We start from the raw sequence: 24,956 nt of genomic DNA, 5'->3' as shown, positions 1-24,956 counted from the left end.
GCCATACTTCACGTAGCAGCCTTCCGGCAACTTGAATTTTACCCTATATAATCAAATCCTATCGCCCGGACGCTTTACTCCACCCGGCGGCACAGGCATGCTTACCTCATTCCTGTTGCACCAGTTTCCTGTTGATCCAGCGATAAGAGACGGTCCTTATGTGGTCAGCGCCAGTTGATATTCCGTCCTCACGGCTACCCGCCGGCGGCGAGGACAGCGATAACCCGGCCGATGCGCAGTCCGCGCGCCGGACGTTTTCATCGCTCCGTGCCGGTCTGACGCAGCGTCGGCCCGAAGACATGGACAGCCTGCTGGACGCCGTCGCGCTGCTGCTGCCGTTGCTGGACGCCATTTCCGGCGTGGTATTTTTTATCAAGGACGGCGAAGCGCGCTATCTGATGGCCAACCAGACCCTGGCGACCCGCTGCGGATTCAAGAACGTCGACGCGCTGCTGGGGAAAACCTCGGCACAGGTATTTCCCTCCAGGCTGGGCGTGGGTTATATCGAGCAGGATTTCCAGGTGATGCGCACCGGCGTGCCTATCGAGGATCAACTGGAGCTGCATTTCTACAGCGGCCGCAAAACCGGCTGGTGCCTGACGCAAAAACTGGCTCTCTACGATCGCCAGGGCAGGCTAATCGGCATGGCGGGCATCTCCCACGATCTCCAGGAGACCCGCGCCAATCACCCGTCTTACCAGAGCCTGCTCGCCATGGAGAACCATATCCGGCTTAATTTCCATCGCCCGGTGGCCATGGAAGAGCTGACCCGGATTACCGGCCTGTCCGTGGCGCAAATCGAACGCTACTGCAAACGTATTTTTCAGCTCACCCCGCGCCAGATAATCCACAAGATCCGGCTGGAGAAGGCCACCGAGCTGTTAAGCGGCGCCCTGCCCATCACCGATATCGCCCTGCAGTGCGGTTATACCGATCACAGCGCCTTCAGCCGCCAGTTCAAGGCCATGACCGGCACCACCCCCAGCGATTTTCGCGCCAGCCTGCGGGTATAAAACCTTTATCCGGCCGCACGCGTTAGCGAAAGCCGATTATGCCGTGCTACGCCGTCCGCTATGCCGATTTCGCCGGCAGGCACGTCGAAAATCCTCAAGCCGCCGCCGGTAATAACCGTCAAGGTAACCCTATGCGTCAACAGGGCAGGCATCCTCATGCGCGCCTGCCATCGGGAGGAGCACCATGTCTGTTTCACACACCGCCGCCGCCGGCGGACAGTTTATCGCCGGTGAACGGGTGGCCGCGGGCCGGGATATCATTCACAGCCTGTGCGCCGCCACCGGCGAACCCACCGGCCATGACTATGCACAGGCCACCCCCGAGGAAGCCCGCTTATCAGCGCAGGCCGCGGCTGCCGCCTTCCCGGCCTACAGCCAGACCGACAGCGCCCAGCGCGCACGGTTTTTAAATGCCATCGCCGACGAAATCGATGCCCTGGATGACAGCTTCCTGCAGCTGGCACATCTGGAAACTGCTCTGCCCCTGCCCCGTCTGCAGGGAGAAAAAGCCCGCACCAGCGGTCAGCTGCGCCTGTTTGCCCGATTGCTGGCCCGCGGGGATACGGAAAATGTTCGTATCGATACGGCGCTGCCGGGCCGCAAGCCGCTGCCCCGGCCGGATCTGCGCCAGTATCAACTGCCCCTCGGCCCGGCGGCGGTATTCGGCGCCAGCAATTTCCGCTGGCGTTCTCCACCGCCGGCGGCGATACCGCCTCGGCCCTGGCGGCCGGCTGCACGGTAGTGTTCAAGGCCCACAGCGGCCATCCGGCCACCGCCGAAGGCATTGCCCTGGCCATTGAGCGGGCCCGGCTGGCGCAAAACCTGCCGGCGGGGTGTTTAACATGATTTATGGCGACTTTATCGGCGCCGAACTGGTGCAGGCGCCGGAAATTCAGGCGGTGGGCTTTACCGGCTCCCTGAAAGGCGGACGGGCGCTGTTTGATCTGGCGGCCCGGAGGCCGCAGCCCATCCCGGTGTTTGCCGAGATGTCCAGCGTCAACCCGCTGCTGCTGCTGCCCAACGCCTTAAAGGCACGGGGCGAACAGATTGCCAAGGACCTGGTGGGCTCTTTTACCCTGGGGGCGGGCCAGTTCTGCACCAAGCCGGGTCTGATTATCGGCGTGGCCGGAGAGGATTTTGACCGGTTTATCGGCCAATTGACCCGGTGGGTCAATGCCGCCCCGCCGCAGTTTATGCTGCATGCGGGCATCCTGGAAAATTACCGGCAGGGCGTGGCGCGCTGGGACCGGCATCCGGCGCTGCGGCGGCTGGCAGAAGGCAAATCGGCGGATAACCAGGCGGCGTCCCGTCTCTATCAGGGAGATAAAGATCTGCTGCTGTCCGCGATAGACCCGGTATTGCAGGAGGAGGTCTTCGGTCCGCTGGCGGTGGTGGCGGCGGTCGCTAATCTTGAGGAACTGCTGGTGGTCCTTGATCATTTGCAGGGACAGCTCACCGCCACGATCCTGGCGGAGCCGGCGGATTTACCGCTGACCAGCCCGCTGTGCCGGCGCCTGCTGCACAAGGCCGGACGGGTATTGTTCAACGGCTACCCCACCGGAGTTGAAGTGAGCGACGCCATGGTGCACGGCGGCCCCTGGCCCGCCACCTCCGACGCCCGCGGCACTTCCGTCGGCACCCTGGCCATCAGCCGTTTTCAGCGGCCGGTATGCCTGCAAAACTGGCCGGCGGAACTCTTGCCGCCGCCGCTGCAGGATGCCAACCCGCTGAACCTGCTGCGGCTGGTGAACGGCGAATATACCAGGGATGCCATTACAGGCAATACGCCTGATTAAAGACGTGTCCGGTCGGGTCAGGATGATAGATCGTAAATACGCCGTAAATACATCCATGTAGGCTCGATCCGCGCCGTCCTGGCGCGGATGGTTTACTCTTCTATCATCCTGCCCCTCCTTACCAGCCTCGAGTGAATTTTCAGCCGTCGAATACGTCTGCAACAACCAAATAGCGGGAGACCGTGGCAATGGGGCCGGAGCGGCCATCGTCGGCCGCGAAGCGCCCCATGCCAGGGTAGGCCCGCCATCGCCGATGGTGCAACGACCCTGTCAAAGGAAGACCGGAACCAGGCGCGACACTCTTTATATCGGCGGCAGCCGATAAGAGGATTCCTGCACTTTTACCAGCACAGGATCATCGCGATACAGGGCCGGGAAAATCTGCTTGAGCGCCGCTACCTTCGGCAAATCGTTAATCACGATATACGGCGCCTCGGGATTATTGGTCAGGTAATTCTGGTGATAGGCCTCGGCCGGGTAAAAATCCCCTTTTTCGAGGCGGGTCGCCAGCGGCGCGGCAAACACATGGGCGGCATTCAGCTGGGCGATATACGCCTGCGCCACCTGCTGCTGCGCGGCGGAGCGCGGAAAAATCGCCGAGCGGTACTGCGTGCCGCTGTCCGGCCCCTGCCGGTTAAGCTCCGTCGGGTTGTGGGCCACGGAAAAATAGATCTGCAGCAGGGTGCCGTAGGACACCTTGGTCGGATCGAACACCACCTCCACCGATTCCGCATGGCCAGTGTCGCCGCCGCTGACGGCGTTATAGTTGGCATTTTGCGCCGATCCGCCGGTATAGCCCGCCACCACGCCGGTCACGCCATTAACATGCTGGAATACCCCCTGCATGCCCCAAAAGCAGCCCCCCGCCAGCACGGCGGTCTCCGCATGCACCGTGGCGGCGGCCTCATCGCGGGCCGGGGGCGGTATCTTTACCGCGTCTTCAGCGCCGCCCGACGACCAGGCCATGCACTGCCACAGCAGCGCGGTAATGGCAACTGCCGCCGCCAAAACACCGCGGCGGCCCCGGAAAGCGAGAAAGAAAAAGCGTTTAGTCATGATAGTCCCCACGGCCGTTAACCAAAGGTAAAGGCGTAAGCTGAAACACCGGCATCCAGAAACTCAATGTCGAAGGTATGCTCGCCCGTGCTGTTCTGCTGGCGAATTAATTGATACAGGCGCTGCTCGGTAACCGCGCCATCCCCCTCAGGGGACACATCGGTACCGTGGGCGCCCGCCGGCGCCTTGCCGTCCAGCGTAACGTGAAAGCGTACCGGTTTGCCGTCTTTGGTCGGGCCCAGCACCAAATGCAGATCCCGGCCGTGGAAGCGGTAGACGATATGTCCGCCGTCGCCGTTCAGCGTCACGCTTTCCGGGCCCACCGTCCAGCGCCCACCGAGCCCCCAATCGTTCAAGGACAGCGTCCCGGGCAGGCTGTAATCCGCCGGCGCATCGTTGACTGCCTGTCCCGAGGCGAAATTCTCCGCCCGCATATAGCCCAGATAAGTCTCGGGCGATACGTCCTGCAGACCGCCGGCGGCCTGCTCCACCCCCTGCCCCTGCACCTGGCTGATGGCGGTAGTGACGTTACGCGCCCCCGCCTCCCGCAACAGCTGCTGAATCACCTGTTCCGACTGCGCATATTCCCCTTCGCCGAAATGCTCATAGCGAATTTCGCCTTTGGCGTCGATAAAATAATGGGCCGGCCAATACTGGTTATTGAACGCGCGCCAAATGCGGTAGTTATTGTCAATGGCGATAGGGTAAGTCACTCCCAACTTATTGGCCTGCCGCGTCACGTTATTGATATCCCGTTCGAAGGCAAATTCCGGCGCATGGACGCCGATCACCACCAGTCCCTGATCGTGATACTTGGCGGCCCAGGCTTTTACATAAGGCAAAGCGCGCAGGCAATTGATGCAAGAGTAGGTCCAGAAATCCACCACCACCACTTTGCCACGCAGCTGCGCGGCGGTGAGCGGCGGAGAATTCAGCCACTGCACCGCGCCGTCCAGGGACGGCATGGGGCCGTCATCGGTAAGCATAGGCGAGATATCCGCCACGGTTTGCGGCGTGGCGCCGGCCGCCGACGTTTGTGCCAGTGCCGGGGCAGCGCCATGATTGTCGCTCGGCGTGAAGCGGTCCAGCAGCTTTTGTTCGATACCGCCGGTGGAGGCGGTTGAAATCTGCGCCAGTACTCCGGTATCCAGGCCAAAGGCAATAGCCACCACTCCCACCAGCATGGCGCCGCCGATGCCGCGCCGGATCCATTCGCCGGCCCCGAGCGAACGCTTCATCATGCTGAACACCTTGCCGCCGATCAGCAGCGCCAGGGTCAATGAGGTGGCCGCGCCGGCGGCATAGGCCAGCAATAACAGCGTGGTGCCGATGCTGGCCCCCTGCAGGGCGGCGCCGGTGAGCAACAGACCGAGAATCGGGCCGGCGCAGGGCGCCCACAGCAAACCGGTGGCCACGCCCAGCAGCAGGGATACGCCGATGGGCGCCTGTTTATTGCCGGAAGAAAGGCGGTCGTTCATGCGGTTGCCCGCCGACACCAGGGGCTGCATTACCCGATCCGCCAGGTGCGGCATCAGCAGCGTCACGCTGAACAGCGCCATCAGGGCCAGCGCAAGCCAGCGGCCATATTGATTGGCCGACGCCACCCATCCGCCTCCCACCGCCGCCAGGGTGGCCACCAGGCTAAAGGTGAGCGCCATGCCCGCCAGCAGCGGCAGTCCGGAGCGCACAAAGGATTGATCCGACCGGGCGAAAACAAACGGCAGAACCGGTAGTATACAAGGGCTGGCGATGGTCAACACGCCGCCCAGATAGGCCAGGATTATTAAAATCATATGATCTCCTTTTCATGATATGACATCAGCTTGCCAAATCAACCCGCCCCGCTCCATGACCGCCGGATGACAAAATTGTCATCCGGCGGATGTGTTCACACTTTCCATGCGCACTGCTGCAACTTATTGTCAAAAAAACAGATTTTTTCCGGCGTAATCTATTAAATTATAGTACTTTCTCGACCGGCAAGCCGATTATTCAACCGAAGCGCCTAAAAGTGATGGATAGACTTAAGAACATGTTCAAACAGGATGATTACAGTTAGTCCAATAAGAAAATATTTTACATACTTTGAGCAATATTAATTTAATGAGTAATTTGTTTATGCAATAAACATTTTTTAAACGAAATCAATTCTCCTTCTGGATAACTTCTTTTTTTATCCGTAATTTAATATAATTCTTTTGCTGCCGATAAATCGTCAGCCGGGATTTGCAGCCCGAGAATCTTTAAGGCGACACTTCACGCGCCCAGCGTGATTTTTTATGTCGAGGCTTTGGTCTATCTGTTATTGCTGATACAAATTTGTTATTGTCCATGGCAACAATGGTAGTCCAGGCAAGGCGACCTTCGGGTTGGCCGGTATCCTTAGAGGCCGGTACTGCAAACCCTGTCTGGGCTGCCACCCAAGAGATTTGCAGCTCCGGTGGCAGTAAGATTTTTACTCTAAGGAAATCGTCCTATGAATACCGCCATTCTTACCACTGAACTTCGCATCGCCCTCTATCGCCGCGTTGCCGCACTGGCTTATCAAAACTTCTGCTTGTCCAATGGTGTTAAACAAACCTTGGCATTGGATGCCCTCGAAATTAAAATTGCTTGGCAAGTCGAAGCGGATCATATCATTGAATACGGATTGGAACAGGGTCCTGAATATGCCTACGAATTTTTACGTGACATGGTTGACCCTGATTTCCTTACTGAACCGCCACAGCTAACGGAGTGGGGAATCGAAGCCATGGAATTGATTGTGCATAGTTGTATTGATGATACTCCTGAAAGCAATATATTGCATTAAACCTTGTTTCACCGGCAGGTCATGAAGCCTGCCGGCTTTATTGATAAATTACGTTGATGCCTGAGCTGTGAAGTGAAGGTAGGGGATGACAGGTGTTAACAGACTCCTGAAAATAGTTGATACTAAAGCGAGTGAATTTCATCGGTAGAAAGGCATTAGGCAATGTCCTGGATATACTAGGTGGGCTCTTGGGCAGTGCGATTTTCTGGCTGTCTCTGTTTTGCATTTTTCATTTTGATACCTGGCTGATAAGGCTATTTTCAATTTTTTCCACGGTTGCTTGTGTCTATCTTGTTAGCAAGTTCGCTGATAAATTTCTCATAGGTAAACGAGGCACTAAGTTGAATTCATTGTATTTATAAGAATATTACATATCAAATCCATAATTATTAACTTAACCATGCACTCCGGCAAGCAGATCACATGGGTTGCTTTTTTTCGCAAGACTTGAGATTGCACTCTCTGGAAGTCTGAACAGGTTTCTTATAAAAATACCATCAGGATTATTCGATAACTTCCTTTTATAAACGGACTCGCTCATAGTCATTCATTATTTATTACCTTAATAAAATAGGTTTTATCAAACATTTTCCCAGGGTACATAGTTCCTGACGTGGCCCCGTCAACACGAACCGATATTATTGTAAAAGAACCTTTAGGATGCCGACAGCCCTCACTAGGCGTTATATACCCCACCTGTCCATGCATAAAAATCACTTATTGAAGCGTATAAAATGAATGTTTGTCTTATCATTCTATTTTTATGGAATAATATTTATTAAAATATCCAGCTTTTGTATACATATTTGGTGGTGTACGTACTGTAACCTCTACTTGTACCTCTCCACGTTTGCGTGGCATCCCTTTGATTAAAATATAATCATGATATCCACATTTATTGGATTTATCAGCATTAGAGCAGTTTTCAAAATCCGGTTCAGAATATAGACCGGAATCTACTGGAGTTATCTTTACACTCGAATTTCTCTTAGAAAAGGCAATAGCTCACCATTACTATTAAAATTTGCTAATATTACACCGGAATAATATTGATTAAGTTGCGCATTTGGCAAATAATCTTCTGCAGGTTTGAAACTCACCTTGGTAGAAGTACATGCCGTCACAAAAAATTATCGATATAGCAACAAATCTGTATTTCATCTTTATGATATCGGTTTAAAACCAATCCTCCGAAAGTCCTTTCACAATAATCCCTAATGGTATAATTATTTTTAGCTTCACACCTGCATCTCCCCATGAAAACACCCTTAAATCAACCTTGTCATTGCTATCGGTATTACGTACCACAGGTAATCCACCTGTTACCCTCACTTGGTCACTCCACACAACCCAATGGTTTTTATCGGCAAAATTGAAGGATATGTTGCCAACATTCCATCAGATATTAATGTAACGACCCTATATCCTTTACCGGCATATTCATTTAATATTTCCACACCCTGCTGATTGATGTGCGAAAATCCCACATTGCCAAACACTTTTTCATATCCGGCCTTTTCGAACCATTCCGTCAGCTTGCCCCACAAGGTAATGCCGGCCACTTTATCATCGACATTATCATAACGCATCATGGCATTTCCCGAGTCCCTTAGCCCAGCCAGCATCATCCAGTCCAGCCCGGAAACCCGTGAAGAACCCTGCTATCGTAAAAGAACCTTTAGGATGCCGGCAGCCTTCACTGGGTGTTATATACAATTCACCTATTTTTGTCCTGCCGTAGCGCCATAGCTCCCGCGCCGCCTGCGCATAGATATCCGGTCGGTCCATTTGCAGGCAATAAAAATGCCGCGGGACCGCATAAACTGGTTTCCCCTGATCAGGATAATCCATGTGATGAAATCGAGAAAAATCTGCCCTTCAATTTTCTTCTTTTCGAATGGATCAAACGGGCTGCCTAGAGGATATTCCTTCGCAATAAACGGCCTTTCCGGAACGAAGATTCTAACAATCTTGGTGTTTTCTCCTTCACTGACCGGACGGGTTTGACCGGTGGTTTCAAAATAGCAAGGGTTTTCAGAATCAATAGCAGAGAATGCTTTTCCTGTGGTCAATTCCTGTAGCGTATACAATCGGCTGAATGGCGTCTCGGAATCACGAATCGTTTTCAGAAGGGTTTTCCGGAATAGAACGACTTCCATGATATAGAGGACGGAAAGCGCATCATTAATGTCCTTGGTGGGATGTCTTTGCGTCTCGTAATTGCTTTGTAGCGCCTGCTGTTTCACATCAATGATTGAATGTTTATTGCGTTTCGAATCCATTCGGTAAATACATAAATCGTACAATAAATAGCTTGGTGGGACATTGGAGCTTATTTTAGTGTTAATCATATACACTGGCATCATTTAATCCTTTAAAATACGCAGGCAGATATTCTCGGTTGTATCGGCGAAGTGCCACTCTGTATGCCCCTGGTTATCGGTTATGCCTGCTTCTTCATCCCCGTCAGGAAGATAAGAAGATACCGGCGGCAGCTCAGCGCTTGGCCATTGAGATTGGCACAATGGTAGCGAACGTGATGCCGTGAGTCGCTTGTCTCAGTCTGTACTGACAATGCCTGCGTAGTAAGGGTTAGCGCAGAATGCGTACCGGTGCTGGTGTATTGTGTGGCGGATCCAAACACATAGTGGTCTGAGCAATCGCAGGCCACCCGGTCGCCGGTAGCGGCATAGGGCTGTTTCTCACCCCAGTCAACCGCCGAGGCGATTATCTGAAAGTTTCCGTTGCACTTGCTGCACGAAGCCTTATCCCCGCTTTGCGCGATGGGCTTATTTCCTTCATGCCATGTGGCGGTTGCGGACACCACTTTCCCAAAGCTGGTTTTGTCCCCCAGGCATACCAGTGCTCTTGCCATAATCCTCCTTGAATTTAATGGTCATTCAAACCCGCGACATCCACGCGTAATCTGACAAACACATACCTTTGTTCATCGTGAATACAGTAACGTTCCCCATCGAGGGCTATTGTTAAGAGGTGCATGTTTTTTAGAATGTCATGCTAATATCTTACGGGAGAAAAACAGGTTATTACCATATCGGTAAGTTAAACGAAACGTATTCCGTTTGATGACAATTTACTTAATACCACTTCATTAATATTGCTGTTAGACAACCTAAAATCATTGATTTCTTAATGCCGGCGTTTCTCCTTGGTAACGTTACCTATCAATAACAGCGAGGTTGCGATAAGCACGAGCTTCAACTTGACCTGACCGGGGTTAAATTGCTGCCGGCCTATGTCCCGCAGCAAATCTTTGTCAACAAATACAGATTTTTGCCGGCATAATCTATTAAAATGAGGGTATCTTCCCCGGCCGGCAAACCCAGTAGCCTACCTATGAACCTGAAATTGATGGATATGCTGAAAAAACATTGCGATGCCGCCAATCCCGGCGCGGGGCCTTTGTATCAGCGCCTTGAGCAGGGTTTTCGGGAAATGGTGGACAGCGGCGTGATTAAAGCCGGCTATGCCATTCCCAGCGAACGGGAGCTCTCCGAAGGGCTTGGCCTGTCAAGGGTCACCGTGCGGCGGGCGCTGAGCGAGCTGGCGCAGGCGCAGGTGATAGTCCAGCGCCGCGGCGCGCGCAGTACCGTGGCCGGCCGGGTGGAAAAACCCCTCTCATCCCTTACCAGCTTCAGCGAGGATATGCTGTCCCGCGGTTACCAGCCCGGCACCCGCTGGCTGGAGAAGGAGTTGATCCAGGCCACGCCGTCGGAGACCATCGCGCTGAATCTCAGCCCCGGCGCGCTGGTTTACCGGCTGAAACGTTTGCGCACCGTGGACGACAGGCCGATGGCGGTGGAAATCGCCGTGGTGCCTCAGGCGTTTATCCCGTCACTCGGGGCCATGGGGGATTCGTTGTATCGGGTGTTTCAGCAGGGAGGCACCATGCCGACCCGGGCGCTGCAGCGCATCCGCGCCGAGCCGCTATCGAAGGCCTACAGCCAACTGCTGGATTTGCCGCCCCACAGCCCGGCGCTGCACGTGGAGCGCCACTGCTATCTTGAGGACGGGCGGCCCATTGAATACACCCATACCTGGTATCGCGGCGACAGCTATGATTTTTTGGTGGAATTGCAGCGGGAAGGAAACAATAAGCAGTAAGGCTTAGGCGGGGAGCAAAGCCGGTGTAAACGTAAATCCTGTCTTCAGCTCGCCGCCCGCATCGCCCAATCGGCCGCTCCCAGCAAACCGGCATCGGCGCCGGCGATGGCGCGGCTTACCGGCAGGCGGAACAGCGCCGGCAGCCCATCGAGTTCCCGCCGGATACGTTCGATCATGTCCGCCGCCAGCCCGACGCTTCCGCCGATCACCGCTTCTTCGATATCCATCAGCATCAGGCAGTTGGCGATGGCCTGGGCCACCGCCCGGGCGGCATTATCCACAATGGCCGCCGCGCGTTCATCCTGGGGGATGCGGCTGAACAGTTCGCGACTGTCCATGGGTTCCCCCAGCAATGCCAGTGCCTGACGCGCCAGGGCGGTGCCGGAGGCCACGTGCTCCAGGCAATCCGGGCGGCCGCAGCCGCAAGGGGGGACCGGCGCGTCCAGCGGCGGGATGCTGACGGAGGCATGGCCGATATGTCCCGCCAGCCCGTGGGGGCCGGTGCGCAGCTGTCCGTCGCAGATCACGCCGCCGCCGACCCCGGTTGAGAGGGTGATAAACAGCAGATTGTTTACCCTGTCCCGCCGCGGCAGATATTCGCCCCAGGCGGCCGCCTGGGCATCGTTAAGCATCACCACCGGACAAGCGAATTGGCGGCGCAGCACGGCTTCCAGCGGAAAACCTTTCCAAAAGGGAATGGTATTGATATTCACTGAAAATACCTTGCCGTCATGCAAAAAGCCGGTGGCCGCCACCGCCACCATCTCCGGCGGACGGCCGAAATCGGCCACTTCCCGGACGGCTGCCAAAAACGCCGCTTCGTTATAACGCATCGGCACCTGATGCCGCTCGACAATGCCGCCGTCTTCTATGCGTGCAGCGGAGATTTTGCTGCCGCCGATATCCAAGGCCAGAATCATGCGCCCTTGCTCCGTGTTATCGCGCCCGCCAGCGCGCTGAGATACCATTCGGTAATATGTTCCACCCGGGTGATGGCCGAGCCGACGGTGACGGCAAAAGCGCCGGCTTCCAAGGCCGCCGCCGCCTGCGCCGGTTCACGGATACGGCCTTCCGCCATGACCCGGTAGCCGCGGGCCGCCAGGGCTGCAATCAATTCCAGATCCGGCCGGTGCATGGGCTGCCCGGCGGTTTCCTCGGTATAACCGGACAGCGTGGTGCCGATAAGATCGCAGCCCAGCTCCGCCGCGGCGATACCCTCCGCCAGGGTGGCGCAGTCCGCCATGATAGTCAATTTCAACTCCCTTGCCCGCCGGTAGAGCGCCTCCACCGGCACCGGCCGAACCCGATGGGTGGCATCAAAAGCCACGATACTTGCCCCCGCGGCGGCCAGATCGATTATATCCTGCAGAAAAGGGGAAATGCGCACCGGTGAATCCGGCAGATCCCGCTTAACGATGCCGATAATGGGAATATGCAAATTCCTCGCCACCTGCCGTATGTTGTTAATGCCCTCAATGCGCACCGCCCCGGCGCCGGCCAGTTCGGCGCTTTTCGCCATCGCCACCACGATATCCGGGTGGTCCATCGGCCCCAGGGAAACGGGTTGGCAGGAGACAACCAGTTGATGTTCGAGCCCGCTCAGGTTCATAACCTACCCAGTCCTTCTTGCTAGTTCAGCGTGGATGATCAGATAAGCATATTAATACCAGATATGTAAACTGGTATTTTAAAATAAAACAAAGGCACCACAATTGCGCATGTTTTGTGACAATGCGCACTGAAATAGTGCTTAAAAATCTGCCATTATCGCTCTAATTACCAGCTTCTATCTCGAATAAAATGCCATGAATGAGTACAAATATATGTAATTAAATAGTATTATTCATCTGGTATTATACTGGCATGATATTTGTATCATCATCACCCTACCGGCCCCCCCTTTTTGGCATCATCCCGAGGGACTCCTGAAACCATGAAAAGAAGGAATGCAGAATGAAAGACCGCATTATCAAGGTCGGCGTGATTGGTGCCGGATTTATGGGTGCCATGCATGCCCGGGTATATCAGCAGTTGTACGGCGTGGAGGTTATCGGCATCGCCGACCCGGATGTGGCCCGCTGCGAAGCGTTGAAACAGTGGATCCCGGCGGTGCAATGCTTTAGCGATTACCAGGAAATGCTGGCGCTGCCGGACCTGGATATGGTGAGCATCTGCACCAAGGATGACTTTCATCTGGCGCCGGCCCTGGCGGCGGCTAAAGCCGGCAAGCATATTTTCCTGGAAAAACCCATCGCCGCCACGCTTGAGGACGGCCGGGCGATCGTCGACGCCGCCCGCGACGCCGGAGTCAGGCTGGGCATCGGTTTTTTGCTGCGCTTCGATCCCCGTTATTCCCGCGCCCGGGAGATTATCGCCTCCGGCGAGGCGGGGGAAATCAGCCATATCGCGGCGCGGCGCAATAGCCCGGCCATCGAGGGACCGGCCCGCTATGGCGGCAGCCTGCCGCTGCCGCTGCATGTCACGGTGCACGATGTGGATATGGTGCTGTGGCTGCTCAAGCATACCCGCCCGGTGACGGTGTATGCGCAGACCACCAATAAACGTTTGGGTCATTTGGGCACGGAAGACGCGGTGTTCGCCATTATCCGTTTTGCCGACGGCGCCGTGGTGAACCTGGAAAGTTCATGGGCCCTGCCGGCGGGTTCGCGCACCCTGCTGGACGCCAAGATGTCGATCCTGACCACCGGCGGCCTGTTCGAGGTGGAGTGCGGCGAATCCGGCCTCTATTACGCCAGCGAAGAGATGAATCGCTATATCGATACACAGCACTGGCCGCTGAGCCAGGGGGAAATCAAGGGGGATCTGCGGGAAGAACTGATGGCGTTCATCAGCGATCTGCGCAGCGGCGGCACCAGCGTGGCCACCGGCGAAGAGGCCGGCGAGGCGTTGCGTATCACTCTTGCCATTATGGACTCCGCCCGCAGCGGCGAAATTGTTCACGTCTGAAATCCTACTACCAGAAAAGGTCATATCATGAGCATGAAGATCCTTCGCCTCGGCGCGGCCGTCAGCACCCTGTTGTTCTTCTCCGGTCACGCCGGCGCCCAGGAAACCCTCCGCGTCCTGCTGGAAGGGCACAGCACCAGCGACTCTATCAAGGCCCTGTTGCCGGAGTTTGAAAAACAGACCGGCATCAAGGTGCAGGCGGAAATCGTGCCCTACAGCGACCTGACTTCCAAGGCGCTGCTGGCGTTTTCCTCCAAAAGCGGCCGTTACGACGTGGTGATGGACGACTGGGTCCATGCCGTGGGTTACGCCTCCGCCGGCTATATCCTGCCGCTGGACAAGTGGATGTCAGGGGATACCGCCTTTTACGACGCCAATGATTTTGTCAAAGGCTATGCCGATACCCTGCGTTACCAAAATCACTTTTACGGGCTGCCAGTGTATGGCGAAAGCACCTTCCTGATGTACCGCAAGGACCTGTTCAATCAATACGGCATCCCGGTGCCGAAAACCTTTGACGATCTGGCGGCGGCGGCCAAAACCATCAAAGAGAAGAGCGGCGGCAAGATTGCCGGCATCACCCTGCGCGGCGCGCAGGGCATCCAGAACACCTTTGCCTGGGCGGCGTTCCTGTGGGGCTACGGCGGGCAGTGGATTGACGGCGGGAAATCCGCCATCGCCTCGCCCCAGGCCATTGAAGCCACCAAGGCCTATGTCAGCCTGTTGAAGAACTATGGGCCTATCGGCGCGGCGAATTTCGGCTGGCAGGAAAACCGGCTGGTGTTCCAGCAGGGCAAAGCGGCCATGACCATCGACTCCACGGTAAACGGCGGCTTTAACGAAGATCCGAAGGAATCCAGCGTGGTGGGTAAAGTGGGTTACGCCCCGGTTCCGGCCCAGCCGGGGGATCATCCGGGCAACAGCGGCGCGCTGCAGGTGCACGGGCTCTATCTGGCCAGCGCAAGCAAACATCAGGATGCGGCCTGGAAGTTTATCAGTTGGGCCACCGACAAAGAGACGCAGATGAAATCCGTCGAGCTCAACCCCAATGCTGGCGTGAGTTCCCTTAGCGCCATCAACAGCGCGGCGTTCGCCAAGCGCTACGGCGCCTTTAAGGACGGTATGCTGGCGGCGCTGAAAAACGGCAATGCCAATTATCTGCCGGCGGTGCCGCAGTCCACGCAGATTATCAATAATACCGGCATTGCGCTGTCGCAGGCGCTGGCGGGCACGCAATCGGTGGAAAGCGCGCTGCAGCAGGCCAACAGCAACAATGACAAAGCCTTGTCGCGCTAAGCCATGAGAGCCAAACTCACGCGCCTGGCGTTTACCTGGCCGCTGCTCATCGCGCTATTGCTGGTCTCGTTTTATACCCTGGGATATTCCATTTACCTGGCGGTGTACAATATTGACCTGATGTCGGCGCCGCCTTTTGTTTTCAGCGGCCTGGCCAACTTCATCGATGTGCTGCAACAGCCGCGGCTGTGGTACTCCTTGTGGCATACCCTGGTATATGTGGCCGGTTCGACGCTTATCGAACTGGTGCTGGGCTGCGCCGTGGCGCTGTTTATCAGCGGCGATTTTTTCGGCCGCCGTCTGGTGCGGGCGCTGTTGCTGCTGCCGATGATTGTCACGCCCATCGTCGGCGGACTTATCTGGCGCATTTTTTACGATCCCGGTGCCGGGCTGTTCAACTATCTGCTCGGCCTATTGGGGATAGCGCCGGTGGATTGGCTGGGGGATCCTGACATCGCCATGGCTTCTCTCATCCTGGCGGACGTCTGGCAGTGGACGCCGTTTATCATACTGCTGGTATCCGCCGGCCTGGACGCCCTGCCCCAGGAGCCGCTGGAGGCCGCCGAACTGGACGGCGCCCACGGCTGGCGGCTGCTGGCGTTTATCAAGCTGCCCATGATCAAGCCCATCATCTTGATAGCCCTGTTTCTGCGCATGATAGACGCCTTCAAGTCCTTTGATCTGATTTATGTCATGACCCGCGGCGGGCCGGCGCTGGCGACGGAAACCACCAATATGTTCGCCTATCTCACCGGTTTTCAGGACTTCCGCATCAGCGAGGCGGTGGTGATTGCCATCATCAATACGCTGCTGGTGATAGCAGTCCTCTCCCTGGCCAGTAAACGGATAATGAAAGATGTTTGAACGGATAAAGTATCTGGGGCGCCGCACGCTGTTTTACCTGGTGCTGGCGGTGATTCTGCTGTTTTTCCTGCTGCCGATTTATTGGCTGGTGACCATGTCGCTGAAAAACGGCATCGATGCCTTCGCCATGCCGCCGAAGCTGTGGTTCCACCCGATCCTCGATAACTACCGCGAGGTGCTGGGCAACGGCGATTTTATCCGCGCCTTCGGCAACAGCGTGCTGATTTCCCTGAGCGCCACCCTGCTGTGCCTGTTTACCGGCGCGCTGTTTGCCTACGGATTAGTGTTTTTTATCGAGCGCAAGGGACGGGCTAAACAGTTCGTCATGAGCCTGCGCTTCGCGCCGGTGATCATGCTGGTGATCCCGGTTTATTACCTGATTACCACCCTGGGGCTCACCGACAGCTACTGGGTATTGATCGTTGTCTATACCGTGGCGAACGTGCCCTTCACCATTCTGATGATCACCACTTTTTTCGAGGATATTCCGCCGGAGCTGCGGGAAGCGGCGCTGGTGGATGGCGCCTCGGAGTGGACGGTGTTCCTGCGCGTCATGCTGCCCCTGGCCCGCACCGGCCTGGCGGCCTCCGGCGTGCTGACGCTGTTTTTCATCTGGAACGAGTTTCAGATTGTGCTCACCCTGTCCGGCGATGCCACCCAGACGCTGCCGGTGGCGATAACCTCATTCCTGACCTTCCAGGGCACGGAATGGGGGCCGCTTACCGCCGCCGGCACGCTGGTGATGCTGCCGATGCTGGTGTTGGGTCTGCTGGTACAAAAACATCTGGTCCGCGGCTTAACCATGGGCGGCGTGAAATAAAACGAGGAGAACCGGACCATGTCCACCATACGCCTGAATAATGTCAATAAGCGCTTTCACGACACGCCGGTGATTAATAACGTCTCCCTTGAAATCAAGCATGGGGAATTTTATGTCTTTATCGGCCCTTCCGGCTGCGGCAAATCCACGTTGCTGCGTATGATTGCCGGCCTGGAAACCATTACCGAGGGGGAAATCTATATCGGCGATCGGCTGGTGAACAAACTGCCGCCCTCGGAACGCGGGGTGGCCATGGTGTTTCAAAGCTATGCGCTTTATCCCCACATGACCATTTTCGACAATATGGCCTTTAACCTGAAGCTGGCCAAGGTAAACAAAGGAGAAATCCAGCGCCGGGTGCTGAACGCCGCTAAGATTCTGCAATTGGAGCCGTTATTGGCGCGGCTGCCCAAAGCGCTGTCCGGCGGCCAGCGCCAGCGGGTGGCTATCGGCCGAGCCATCGTGCGGGATCCCGAGGTGTTTTTGTTCGACGAGCCGCTGTCGAACCTGGATGCCTCGCTGCGGGTAGCCACCCGGGTGGAAATAGCCAAGCTGCACCATCAGTTAGGCAACAGCATGATTTATGTGACCCACGATCAGGTGGAAGCCATGACGCTGGCGGATAAGATAGTACTGCTTAACAGCGGCGCGGCGATGCTGAACAAGGGTTCCATTGCCCAGGTGGGACATCCGCTGACGCTTTACCATCATCCGGTGAATGAATTCGTGGCGGGGTTTATCGGTTCGCCGAAGATGAATTTCCTGCCCGCCCGGTTTATCGGCAGCGACGGGGAAGGCGTGCAGGTTATGCTGGCGGGAACGCAGGTGGTTAGGGTGCATGTGGCCGCCCCCGCCGCCGCCGCGCGGGATGAGGTGAAAGTCGGCATACGCCCTGAGCATCTGCAGCTATGCCCTCCGCGGGAGGCGCAGTTGTCTGGCAGGATCCAGCATATCGAGCATCTGGGGGAAGCGGCCTATTATTATATCGCCGTGCCGGGCTTCGAGACGCTGGTGGTGCGCCACGGCGAGCAGCGGCAGCTTAGCCTGGACGATGAGGTGGGCCTGTTTATCCCGGCGCGCCATGCGCACCTGTTCGACGCCGGCGGAGAGGCCTTTGCGCGCAGAGCCCATGAAACGCTTGCGGCACCGGTGTGAGCACCGCCATCCATGCCGGAATGGATGGCGAGTTACCTGGAGGAATTTGGAATAAATCTTGCATTGCTCCACTGCCTGTTTCTCCACCGGAAAGCACTATGCGCCATCTCGATAATGATACCCTTGCCGCCTTTGTCGCCGTGTACGATCACGGCAGTTTTACCGCCGCCGCCGAGCAATTGGGAAAAACCCAGGCGGCGGTGAGTATCATGCTCAGCCGGCTGGAGAAACATCTCGGCCAGCGGCTGCTGGAGCGTTCCCGCCAGGGCATCACCCTCACGCCCGCCGGTGAAAAACTCATCGGGTACGCCCGCCAGATGCGGATGCTGGAAGAGGAGGCGCTGTCCGCCCTGGGCTGTTATGACGCCAGGACGCGCATCCGTATCGGCATGCCCGATGATTACCTGGGCACCGTGGGCGCGGCGCTGATTGAGAACTTCTCCCAGCGCAATCCGCAGCTTCAGGTGGAAATCGTCAGCGACTTCTCCTTCAAGCTGCAAAAATCCCTGGAGGAAGGCCATCTGGATCTGGCGATAGTCACCCGCCAGCCGGGCCAGGAACAGGGGAGTTCCTGCGCCATGAAGCCCAGCTCTGGTGCACGGCCCCACATTGCTATCCGGAGCGGCAATCGGTGCTGCCGATTGTGCTGTTCCCCGATGGCTGCCGGTCGCGGCCGCAGGTGCTGGCGGCGTTGGACCAGGCCGGGCTGCGCTGGCGCATCGTTTGCACCTCTTCCCACCTGACCGGAGTGGAAACCGCGGTGCGCGTGGGGGCGGCGCTGACGGTGTTGCCGGCCTCGGTGATTTCACCGGACTGGCGCATCTTAGGACAAAATGACCGCCTGCCGGCGCTGAACCCCCTAGATCTGGCGCTGCTGCTGCCCGCCGATGCCCATGTGGGCACCCGGCGGCTGGCGCAGTTTATCCGCGAGCTTATCTCCCAGCCCGCGGCGGAGATACCGCGGCCTATTCAGATTGTCAGGTGATCGCCGCAAAGCGGGCTTCACGCCGCGGTCCATCCAGGCTGCCCGGTATTCGCCGCGATAGGGACAGTGATGCGGCGACCTATTCAGATAATTCAGAAATCGACTCAATGCAGGCGGCGGCCAGGGTTTCCAGCACCGCTTCATCGTGGCTGAATGAAAGGTAAAAGCGGCCGAAGGCAAAGGGCATCACCAAAATACCGCGGCGGCGCAGGGCGAAATGCAGCTTGAGGCTCCAGGCTTTGTCCGCCGTTGCCGCCGCTTGCCGGTAATCCAGCGGCGGCACATTTGAACGCCAGAACGTGAACACCGAACCGTAGCCGGTGGAGCATAGCGCCGTGCCTCGGGCCCGGCAGCCGTCGATGATTTTTTGGCGCAGCCCATCCCCCTGACGCAGCAGTTGCCGGTAATCCCGGTTTTTAAGCGTTGTCAGGGTGGCTATCACCGCCGCGCACACCGGCGGATTGCCGCTGTAAGTGCCGGCCCGCGTCGCCAGTCCGCGTTCAAATACCGACATATAAGCCGATTTTCCCAACAGCGCCGCCACTACCGTGCCGCTGCCGATGGCTTTGCCCACGGTGGCGAAATCGGCGTCAATACCCAACAAATGTCCGGTCAGCCCCGCATGCAGACGAAACCCCATCAGCACTTCATCCAGAATCACCAGGGCGCCGTGGCGATGGGCGCTGTCGGCCAGATACTGCAAATAGCCGGGCGCCGGTTCGATGCAGCCGGCATTGGCCATGACCGGCTCCACAATCAGCGCGGCGATATCGCCGTGGTCGGCGAATAACCGATCCACATCGGTGAAATCATTGTAGCGCAGCAGCAGCATGCCCTCTTTTTCGGGACGCGCCGGCTGCGACATCGCCGCGTCCGGCGTGCCGGCGTTGCCGAACGCCACGCTGTCGAACCAGCCGTCATAACCGGCGGCGAATTTCACCACCTTATGGCGGCCGGTGGCGGCGCGGGCGGCGCGGGCGGCCAGATGAACCGCCTCGCTGCCGGAATTGACGAAAATAACCTGGTCCAATTCTTCGGTAAACGAGCTTAACAGCGTCGCCGCCTCTTCCTCCAGCCCATGGGAATAAGCGGGCATCAGCATCTTTTCCTGGGTTTGCCGCAGGGCGTCCAGGACTTCCGGCGGGTTATGCCCCAGCAGCGTGGCGCCGAAGCCCAGGGCGGTGTCGATATAACGTTGACCGTCGCGAGCCCAGAGCCAGGGACCAGCGGCTTTTTCAATCAATAGCGGTCGGCCGTCGATTTCAGGCAAAGCGCGACCGGCGCTGGATATTCCACCCACTAAATGTGTCATGTCGGTTCTCGTATCAAATAGCGCGTCAGTAACCCAGCAATGCGGGCAACCACTCGGTTAAGGAAGGAAACAGCACCAGCAGCGCGATGGCGAAAGCGGTGGCTATCCAGAAAGGGATCAGCCGGCGGGATACCGGGCCGATATCGATTTTCGCCACGTTGCACACCACGAAGATATTGCTGCCCACCGGCGGCGTAAACAGCCCCCAGCCCAGGGTCAGGGTGAAAATCAGCCCGATCTGGTACGGCGCCAGACCGGCCTGTTTGGCGATAGGCACCAGGATCGGCGCCAGGATGATCATGGCCGGCCCCAGGTCAAGCCAGAAGCCCACCACTTTCAGCAGCAAAATCACCAGCAGCACGGTCACCAGCGGACCACAGTGCAATGAGGTGATCCATGCGGCCGCCATATGGGGCACCTGGGTCACCGTCAACAGCCAGCCGAAGGGAACCGCCACCGCCATGATAATCATCACCGAACCGGTGATGGCCACCGATTCGACGATGGCCGGGATAATATCGCGCCAGGAAAGCTCGCGGTAAAATACCCCGCCCGCCAGCAGCGCATAAACCACCGATAATCCGGCCGCTTCGGTGGCGGTCACAAATCCGACGACGATGGCGCCGAGCACGAAGACCGGCATGCACATGGCCGGCAAGGCCCGCCACAGATCGCGCCAAAACTGCGGAAAATCGATGCGGCCTTCCAGCCGGGGAAAGTTTTCACGCACGCCGATGACCCAGGCGGTAAACATAAACACCAGCGCCAGCAGGCAGCCGGGCACGATACCCGCCACGAACAGGCCGCCGATGGAGGTATTGGTGAGGACCCCATACAGCAGCAGGATGACGCTGGGTGGCACCACGATACCCAGGGTACCTGAGGCGGCGGTGACCGCCGCGGCAAAGTCGCGCGGATACCCCATCTTCTCCATGATGGGGATCATTACCTTGGCCACCGTGCTGGTGTCGGCGGTGGCGGAGCCGGTAAGCCCGCCGTAGACAAAGGCGGTGGCCACGTTCACCAACCCCAGCCCGCCGCGGAAATGACCAAACAGATGCTCCGCCACCCGCATAATGCGATGGGTCAGCCCGCCGCGGTTCATCAGTTCGCCGGCGAACAAAAACAGCGGAATGGCAATCAGCGACGCGGTGTCGGCGCCGCGGATGGTCTGCTGCGCCAGCCAGGTAGGCGGCATGGGGAAATCCCCCAGCGCCAGGGCGGCCAGGCTGCCGCCGGCGATGGACCAGGCGATGGGGACGCCGGCGCATAATAAAATCAAGAACGCCGCGATAAGGATAATAACGGTCATTCAGCCGCTCCCTTACGGAAAAAGTGCCAGATGCGCCAAAGGGAAACGAACATCAGCATGGCGGAGAAACTCACCAGCGATAAGGTGATAATACCGCTGGGCAGGCGCATGACCGGCGTCGGCACCCGGCCCGAGCCGTCCAATACGCGAATGGCGCTTTGCAGCAGCCAGCCGCTCAATCCCAGCAGCACCAGCGTGGCGAACAGATCCAGCGCGCGTTGAACCGCAACGGGAAGGAGCGTCACCAGGCTGGTGAAACGCACGTTTTCCCCGCGCAGTTCCGCCAGCGTCGCGCCGATAAAAGTGACCCAGATAAAGCTTATCTCGGCGGTCTCGAAGGTCCACTCTACGCCGTTCCAGCCGAAATAGCGGGCGACGATACCCAGCAGCGTCGAGCCGAGGGTCAGCAAAAAAAGCAGGCAGCCCGCCCACATCAGCAACTGCCGGAGCCAGGCCGGTCCGCTGGACCGGGCATAATGGAGCGTCGTCATGATGCGTTACTCGGCCGCGGCGTCGGCGCGCAGCTGTTTGATAAAGTCCGCGCCCCAGGTCTTGGAGAACTGGTCGTACACCGGACCGGACTTGGCCAGGAACGCCGCCCGGTCGACATCGTTAAACACCACCTGTTTGCTTTTCAACTGCTCGGTGAGCTTGGCGTAGACCTGGGACAACTGGTCACGGTACCAGGCGGTGGTATCGGCCACGGACTGTTGCAGCGCCTGGCGGTCGGCCGCCGCCAGGCCGTCGTAGGCGGTTTTATTCATATACCAGAAATTCGCCGACCAGATATAGTTGGCCATGGAGACGTGCTTAACCACTTCGTACCAGCGCTGATCGCTGAAATCCCGCAGTTCGGGCTCAATACCGTCCACTACGCCGGATTGCAAAGAGGTGTACACCTCGCCGAAGGGAATGGATTGGGGCAACCCGCCCAACTGCTTGATGGTGGAGAGGATCACCGGATTGGGGGGCGTGCGGATTTTCAAACCGGCGAGGTCGGCGGGTTCGACAATGGCTTTCTTGCTGTTGGCGAACTGGCGAAAGCCGGAGTCCAGGGCGGAGAGCATCACATAGCCGCGGTCCTCACCCATTGAGAGGAATTTTTTGCCCGCCGCGCTGTCCAGGAAATGATGCACCGCGTCGGCATCCTTGAAGAGAAAGGGCAGCGACACCGCGTTCAGGCGCGGATCGATGGCGTCCACCACCCCGCCCAGCCCCATGGCGATGGCGCCGGAGCCGGCTGAATCGGCAATGGCGCCTTCATCCCCCAGTTGGCCGTCCGGGAAGATCTGGATTTCCAGCCGGTCATTGGTTTTCTCTTTCACCTCGGCGGCAAAGCGCACCATCGCCTGGTTGATCAGGCTGTCGCTGCTGGAGGCATGGGCCAGGCGCAGGGTTTCGGCGGCCTGCGCCGGCGACGGATGCCACAGGCCGGCGGCGCAGACTGTCAATAAAAGCGCCGGGAGCGCATGGCGAACAAAGGTACGCTTGGGTGCTGACATCATCGATCCTCTATTGCTGGGTTGCGGTGCGTATGGATCCAGCATAGGGAATACGTCCCATAAGGGAAATAAAGAGTTTTAATGGTGCGCTACAAATATTTATGCACCATTAAGACTTGACCGGCATTATCCCGTGCAAAATCTGATGGGCGGTATCGGCTATCACCTTCCCGGCGCCGCGATCACCTTTCGCCATGGAAGACATAAAGGCTTTTGCCTGCTCCAGGGTAATGTGCGGCGGCAGGGGCGCCACCTCGGGATCGGTTTTGACCTCCAGCACCACCGGCCGGTCGGCGGACAGGGCTTCCACCCAGGCGCCATGCAGTCTGGCGGGATCGTCGACGAAGATGCCCTTCAGGCCGAGTGATTCCGCAAAGCGGGCATAGCCCACGTCCGGCACCGATTGGGTGGCCGGGTAGCGGGGATTGCCCTCTATCACCCGCTGTTACCAGGTGACCTGATTTAAATCCTCGTTGTTGAACACGCAGACAATCAGCCGCGGATCCTGCCAGCGCTGCCAATATTTCTTGATGGTGATAAGTTCGGCCATGTTATTCATTTGCATGGCGCCGTCCCCCACCAGCGCCACCACCGGCGACGAAGGATGGGCGAATTTGGCGGCGATGGCGTAAGGCACCGCCGCCCCCATGCAGGCCAGCCCTCCCGACAGCGACGCCCGCTGGCCCTGTTTCACCCGGTAATCCCGGGCGAACCAGTTGGCGCAGGAGCCGGAGTCGGAGGTGACGATGGCGTTTTCGGGCAACAGCGGGGACATTTCCCACACCACCCGCTGCGGATTGACGGGATGCGCCTCTGCCATGGCCCGATCTTCCAGCTTCAGCCACCAGGCTTTGACGCCCAACGCGATGTTTTCCTGCCAGCGACGATCGTCTTTATGGCGCAGCAGCGGCAGCAGCGCCCGCAGCGTTTCGCCCGCATCCCCGTGCAGATTCACCTCCACCGGATAACGCAGTCCCAGCATCGACGGATCGATATCAATCTGCACCGCCCGCGCCTGTCCGTCCGCCGGCAGGAATTCCGCCCAGGGGAAACCGGTGCCGATCATCAGCAGCGTGTCGCACTCCTTCATCATATCCGACGAGGGTTCGGTGCCCAGCAGGCCGATGGAGCCGGTGACGAAAGGCGCATCGTCCGGCAGCACATCTTTGCCCAGCAAAGCCTTGGCCACGCCGGCTCCCAGGAGGTTGGCGGCCTGCACCACTTCCACCGCCGCCCCGCGCGCGCCGGCGCCAATCAAAATCGCCACTTTTTTACCGGCGTTCAACACATCAGCCGCCCGCTGCAGATCCTGTTCGTAAGGCACCACTTTCGGCCGCTGATATCCGGGACCCGAGCGGGTAAAACCATGAGCCTGCTGCGGCTCCTGCCAAGGTTCATCCTGCACGTCCTTGGGCAACACCAGCACCGTGACGCCGTTCTGGGCCACGGCGATGCGCACGCCGCGATCCGTCAGATGGCGCAGTTGGGCGGGAGAAGCGGCCTCCTGGACAAAACTGCCCACATCGGCGAATATCCGATCGAGATTAAGCTCCTGCTGATAATTGGAACCGCGGGCGGTGGCCTCCGCCTGGCCGGCAATGGCCAGAACCGGCACATGATCCATTTTGGCATCGTACAGGCCGGTGAGCAGATGGGTGGCGCCGGGGCCGCCGGTGGACAGACATACCCCGAGCCGGCCGGTAAACTTGGCATGGGCGCTGGCCATAAAAGCCGCCATCTCTTCATGGCGCACCTGGATAAACTCGATGCCCTGCCCTCGCTTTTCAGCCCGCTGCAGCGCGCCGAGCACGCCGTTAATACCGTCGCCGGGGTAGCCGAATATCCGGGTCACGCCCCAGGCCCGCAGGCGCTCAACAAAAAAATCGCTGGTCAGCTTTGCCATGAAATCCCCCCGTCATAAGATGTTTCCTGAACAATAAG

General features: G+C 58.0%; 21 protein-coding genes and 3 pseudogenes. 12 read left to right on the top strand and 12 right to left on the bottom strand.

Annotated features, from left to right (window positions below; genetic code table 11):
• Positions 1–158 precede the first annotated feature (158 nt).
• Positions 159–1,013: an AraC family transcriptional regulator gene (locus GTU79_RS12495; RefSeq protein ID WP_203521684.1), complete on the top strand. Its 855-nt coding sequence runs from the start codon at positions 159–161 to the stop codon at positions 1,011–1,013.
• Between the two features lie 184 nt (positions 1,014–1,197).
• Positions 1,198–2,809 (top strand): annotated as a pseudogene (locus GTU79_RS12490) (aldehyde dehydrogenase (NADP(+))).
• 303 nt (positions 2,810–3,112) lie between these two features.
• Here the strand turns inward: GTU79_RS12490 and msrA are convergent.
• Positions 3,113–3,865: a peptide-methionine (S)-S-oxide reductase MsrA gene (msrA, locus tag GTU79_RS12485; protein WP_132921884.1), complete on the bottom strand. Its 753-nt coding sequence runs from the start codon at positions 3,863–3,865 to the stop codon at positions 3,113–3,115.
• A 17-nt stretch (positions 3,866–3,882) separates the two neighbouring features.
• Positions 3,883–5,658: a cytochrome c biogenesis protein DipZ gene (locus GTU79_RS12480; RefSeq protein WP_203521686.1), complete on the bottom strand. Its 1,776-nt coding sequence runs from the start codon at positions 5,656–5,658 to the stop codon at positions 3,883–3,885.
• Between the two features lie 538 nt (positions 5,659–6,196).
• Between GTU79_RS12480 and GTU79_RS12470 the strand changes: the two genes are divergently transcribed.
• Together GTU79_RS12470 and GTU79_RS12465 are read left to right on the top strand one after the other, a co-directional pair.
• On the top strand, positions 6,197–6,367 hold the full coding sequence (locus GTU79_RS12470; protein ID WP_338091480.1) for an ash family protein: 171 nt from the start codon (positions 6,197–6,199) through the stop codon (positions 6,365–6,367).
• Entirely contained in the window at positions 6,342–6,677 is a 336-nt protein-coding gene (locus GTU79_RS12465; protein ID WP_214513997.1) for a DUF5375 family protein, read from the top strand. The genes GTU79_RS12470 and GTU79_RS12465 overlap by 26 nt, the downstream gene beginning before the upstream one ends.
• Positions 6,678–8,005: 1,328 nt before the next feature.
• Here GTU79_RS12465 and GTU79_RS12460 read toward each other — a convergent pair.
• The 3 genes from GTU79_RS12460 to GTU79_RS12450 all read right to left on the bottom strand — a co-directional run bounded on the left by GTU79_RS12460 (position 8,006) and on the right by GTU79_RS12450 (position 9,552).
• Positions 8,006–8,269, bottom strand: coding sequence for a hypothetical protein (locus GTU79_RS12460; RefSeq protein ID WP_253073567.1), 264 nt, complete (start codon positions 8,267–8,269; stop codon positions 8,006–8,008).
• Between the two features lie 129 nt (positions 8,270–8,398).
• The gene (locus GTU79_RS12455) at positions 8,399–8,959 is read right to left on the bottom strand and encodes a hypothetical protein (protein ID WP_214513995.1); all 561 of its coding nucleotides are present in this window, start codon (positions 8,957–8,959) and stop codon (positions 8,399–8,401) included.
• Positions 8,960–9,120: 161 nt separating this feature from the next.
• A complete protein-coding gene (locus tag GTU79_RS12450) occupies positions 9,121–9,552 on the bottom strand; it encodes a PAAR domain-containing protein (protein ID WP_253073566.1) in 432 nt (143 codons plus the stop codon).
• Positions 9,553–10,034: 482 nt separating this feature from the next.
• On the opposite strand from GTU79_RS12450, the gene GTU79_RS12445 reads away from it, so the two are divergent.
• Positions 10,035–10,802 carry a GntR family transcriptional regulator gene (locus GTU79_RS12445; RefSeq protein WP_203521689.1) on the top strand — a complete coding sequence of 256 codons (768 nt, stop codon included), beginning with the start codon at positions 10,035–10,037 and terminating at the stop codon, positions 10,800–10,802.
• A gap of 44 nt (positions 10,803–10,846) precedes the next feature.
• On the opposite strand, the gene GTU79_RS12440 is transcribed toward GTU79_RS12445, so the two are convergent.
• The gene (locus tag GTU79_RS12440; protein ID WP_203521690.1) at positions 10,847–11,722 is read right to left on the bottom strand and encodes an ROK family protein; all 876 of its coding nucleotides are present in this window, start codon (positions 11,720–11,722) and stop codon (positions 10,847–10,849) included.
• Positions 11,719–12,411, bottom strand: coding sequence for an N-acetylmannosamine-6-phosphate 2-epimerase (locus GTU79_RS12435; protein WP_203521691.1), 693 nt, complete (start codon positions 12,409–12,411; stop codon positions 11,719–11,721). The genes GTU79_RS12440 and GTU79_RS12435 overlap by 4 nt, the downstream gene beginning before the upstream one ends.
• A gap of 344 nt (positions 12,412–12,755) precedes the next feature.
• Between GTU79_RS12435 and GTU79_RS12430 the strand changes: the two genes are divergently transcribed.
• The 7 genes and pseudogenes from GTU79_RS12430 to GTU79_RS12400 all read left to right on the top strand — a co-directional run bounded on the left by GTU79_RS12430 (position 12,756) and on the right by GTU79_RS12400 (position 18,889).
• Positions 12,756–13,769: a Gfo/Idh/MocA family protein gene (locus GTU79_RS12430; protein WP_203521692.1), complete on the top strand. Its 1,014-nt coding sequence runs from the start codon at positions 12,756–12,758 to the stop codon at positions 13,767–13,769.
• Between the two features lie 27 nt (positions 13,770–13,796).
• Positions 13,797–15,065 carry an ABC transporter substrate-binding protein gene (locus GTU79_RS12425; RefSeq protein WP_132921896.1) on the top strand — a complete coding sequence of 423 codons (1,269 nt, stop codon included), beginning with the start codon at positions 13,797–13,799 and terminating at the stop codon, positions 15,063–15,065.
• A 3-nt stretch (positions 15,066–15,068) separates the two neighbouring features.
• Positions 15,069–15,929 (top strand): carbohydrate ABC transporter permease, encoded by an 861-nt coding sequence (locus GTU79_RS12420; RefSeq protein ID WP_203521693.1) that lies wholly within the window; start codon positions 15,069–15,071, stop codon positions 15,927–15,929.
• Positions 15,922–16,749, top strand: a complete 828-nt coding sequence (locus GTU79_RS12415; RefSeq protein WP_203521694.1) for a carbohydrate ABC transporter permease — start codon at positions 15,922–15,924, stop codon at positions 16,747–16,749. The genes GTU79_RS12420 and GTU79_RS12415 overlap by 8 nt, the downstream gene beginning before the upstream one ends.
• A gap of 18 nt (positions 16,750–16,767) precedes the next feature.
• Positions 16,768–17,904 carry an ABC transporter ATP-binding protein gene (locus GTU79_RS12410; RefSeq protein ID WP_214513994.1) on the top strand — a complete coding sequence of 379 codons (1,137 nt, stop codon included), beginning with the start codon at positions 16,768–16,770 and terminating at the stop codon, positions 17,902–17,904.
• A gap of 20 nt (positions 17,905–17,924) precedes the next feature.
• Positions 17,925–18,401, top strand: a pseudogene (locus GTU79_RS31365) (LysR family transcriptional regulator); the annotation flags it as partial.
• A 5-nt stretch (positions 18,402–18,406) separates the two neighbouring features.
• Positions 18,407–18,889, top strand: coding sequence for a LysR substrate-binding domain-containing protein (locus GTU79_RS12400; RefSeq protein ID WP_420854177.1), 483 nt, complete (start codon positions 18,407–18,409; stop codon positions 18,887–18,889).
• Positions 18,890–18,968: 79 nt separating this feature from the next.
• Here the strand turns inward: GTU79_RS12400 and GTU79_RS12395 are convergent, their stop codons facing one another.
• From GTU79_RS12395 to GTU79_RS12375, 5 genes and pseudogenes are all read right to left on the bottom strand, one after another.
• The gene (locus tag GTU79_RS12395) at positions 18,969–20,201 is read right to left on the bottom strand and encodes an aspartate aminotransferase family protein (RefSeq protein WP_203521697.1); all 1,233 of its coding nucleotides are present in this window, start codon (positions 20,199–20,201) and stop codon (positions 18,969–18,971) included.
• Between the two features lie 25 nt (positions 20,202–20,226).
• Complete coding sequence (locus GTU79_RS12390) at positions 20,227–21,513, bottom strand: TRAP transporter large permease (protein ID WP_203521698.1); 1,287 nt, start codon at positions 21,511–21,513, stop codon at positions 20,227–20,229.
• Entirely contained in the window at positions 21,510–22,004 is a 495-nt protein-coding gene (locus GTU79_RS12385; protein ID WP_203521699.1) for a TRAP transporter small permease, read from the bottom strand. Before GTU79_RS12385 ends, GTU79_RS12390 begins: the two co-directional genes overlap by 4 nt.
• 6 nt (positions 22,005–22,010) lie before the next feature.
• Positions 22,011–23,018, bottom strand: a complete 1,008-nt coding sequence (locus GTU79_RS12380; RefSeq protein WP_214513991.1) for a TRAP transporter substrate-binding protein — start codon at positions 23,016–23,018, stop codon at positions 22,011–22,013.
• A 106-nt stretch (positions 23,019–23,124) separates the two neighbouring features.
• A pseudogene (locus tag GTU79_RS12375) lies at positions 23,125–24,918 on the bottom strand (thiamine pyrophosphate-requiring protein).
• Between the last annotated feature and the right edge of the window lie 38 nt (positions 24,919–24,956).

This window comes from Sodalis ligni (genome assembly GCF_016865525.2).
Taxonomy (GTDB): domain Bacteria; phylum Pseudomonadota; class Gammaproteobacteria; order Enterobacterales; family Enterobacteriaceae; genus Acerihabitans; species Acerihabitans ligni.
The sequence above is the reverse complement of the archived record's forward strand: the minus strand, read 5'-3'. Positions and strand labels throughout refer to the sequence as shown.

Excerpts from the sequence above, each read along its gene's own strand:
- GTU79_RS12495 (WP_203521684.1), top strand. The coding sequence starts at position 159 with ATGTGGTCAGCGCCAGTTGATATTCCGTCCTCACGGCTACCCGCCGGC.
- msrA (WP_132921884.1), bottom strand. The coding sequence starts at position 3,865 with ATGACTAAACGCTTTTTCTTTCTCGCTTTCCGGGGCCGCCGCGGTGTT.
- GTU79_RS12480 (WP_203521686.1), bottom strand. The coding sequence starts at position 5,658 with ATGATTTTAATAATCCTGGCCTATCTGGGCGGCGTGTTGACCATCGCC.
- GTU79_RS12470 (WP_338091480.1), top strand. The coding sequence starts at position 6,197 with ATGGCAACAATGGTAGTCCAGGCAAGGCGACCTTCGGGTTGGCCGGTA.
- GTU79_RS12465 (WP_214513997.1), top strand. The coding sequence starts at position 6,342 with ATGAATACCGCCATTCTTACCACTGAACTTCGCATCGCCCTCTATCGC.
- GTU79_RS12460 (WP_253073567.1), bottom strand. The coding sequence starts at position 8,269 with ATGATGCGTTATGATAATGTCGATGATAAAGTGGCCGGCATTACCTTG.
- GTU79_RS12455 (WP_214513995.1), bottom strand. The coding sequence starts at position 8,959 with ATGGATTCGAAACGCAATAAACATTCAATCATTGATGTGAAACAGCAG.
- GTU79_RS12450 (WP_253073566.1), bottom strand. The coding sequence starts at position 9,552 with ATGGCAAGAGCACTGGTATGCCTGGGGGACAAAACCAGCTTTGGGAAA.
- GTU79_RS12445 (WP_203521689.1), top strand. The coding sequence starts at position 10,035 with ATGAACCTGAAATTGATGGATATGCTGAAAAAACATTGCGATGCCGCC.
- GTU79_RS12440 (WP_203521690.1), bottom strand. The coding sequence starts at position 11,722 with ATGATTCTGGCCTTGGATATCGGCGGCAGCAAAATCTCCGCTGCACGC.
- GTU79_RS12435 (WP_203521691.1), bottom strand. The coding sequence starts at position 12,411 with ATGAACCTGAGCGGGCTCGAACATCAACTGGTTGTCTCCTGCCAACCC.
- GTU79_RS12430 (WP_203521692.1), top strand. The coding sequence starts at position 12,756 with ATGAAAGACCGCATTATCAAGGTCGGCGTGATTGGTGCCGGATTTATG.
- GTU79_RS12425 (WP_132921896.1), top strand. The coding sequence starts at position 13,797 with ATGAGCATGAAGATCCTTCGCCTCGGCGCGGCCGTCAGCACCCTGTTG.
- GTU79_RS12420 (WP_203521693.1), top strand. The coding sequence starts at position 15,069 with ATGAGAGCCAAACTCACGCGCCTGGCGTTTACCTGGCCGCTGCTCATC.
- GTU79_RS12415 (WP_203521694.1), top strand. The coding sequence starts at position 15,922 with ATGTTTGAACGGATAAAGTATCTGGGGCGCCGCACGCTGTTTTACCTG.
- GTU79_RS12410 (WP_214513994.1), top strand. The coding sequence starts at position 16,768 with ATGTCCACCATACGCCTGAATAATGTCAATAAGCGCTTTCACGACACG.
- GTU79_RS12395 (WP_203521697.1), bottom strand. The coding sequence starts at position 20,201 with ATGACACATTTAGTGGGTGGAATATCCAGCGCCGGTCGCGCTTTGCCT.
- GTU79_RS12390 (WP_203521698.1), bottom strand. The coding sequence starts at position 21,513 with ATGACCGTTATTATCCTTATCGCGGCGTTCTTGATTTTATTATGCGCC.
- GTU79_RS12385 (WP_203521699.1), bottom strand. The coding sequence starts at position 22,004 with ATGACGACGCTCCATTATGCCCGGTCCAGCGGACCGGCCTGGCTCCGG.
- GTU79_RS12380 (WP_214513991.1), bottom strand. The coding sequence starts at position 23,018 with ATGATGTCAGCACCCAAGCGTACCTTTGTTCGCCATGCGCTCCCGGCG.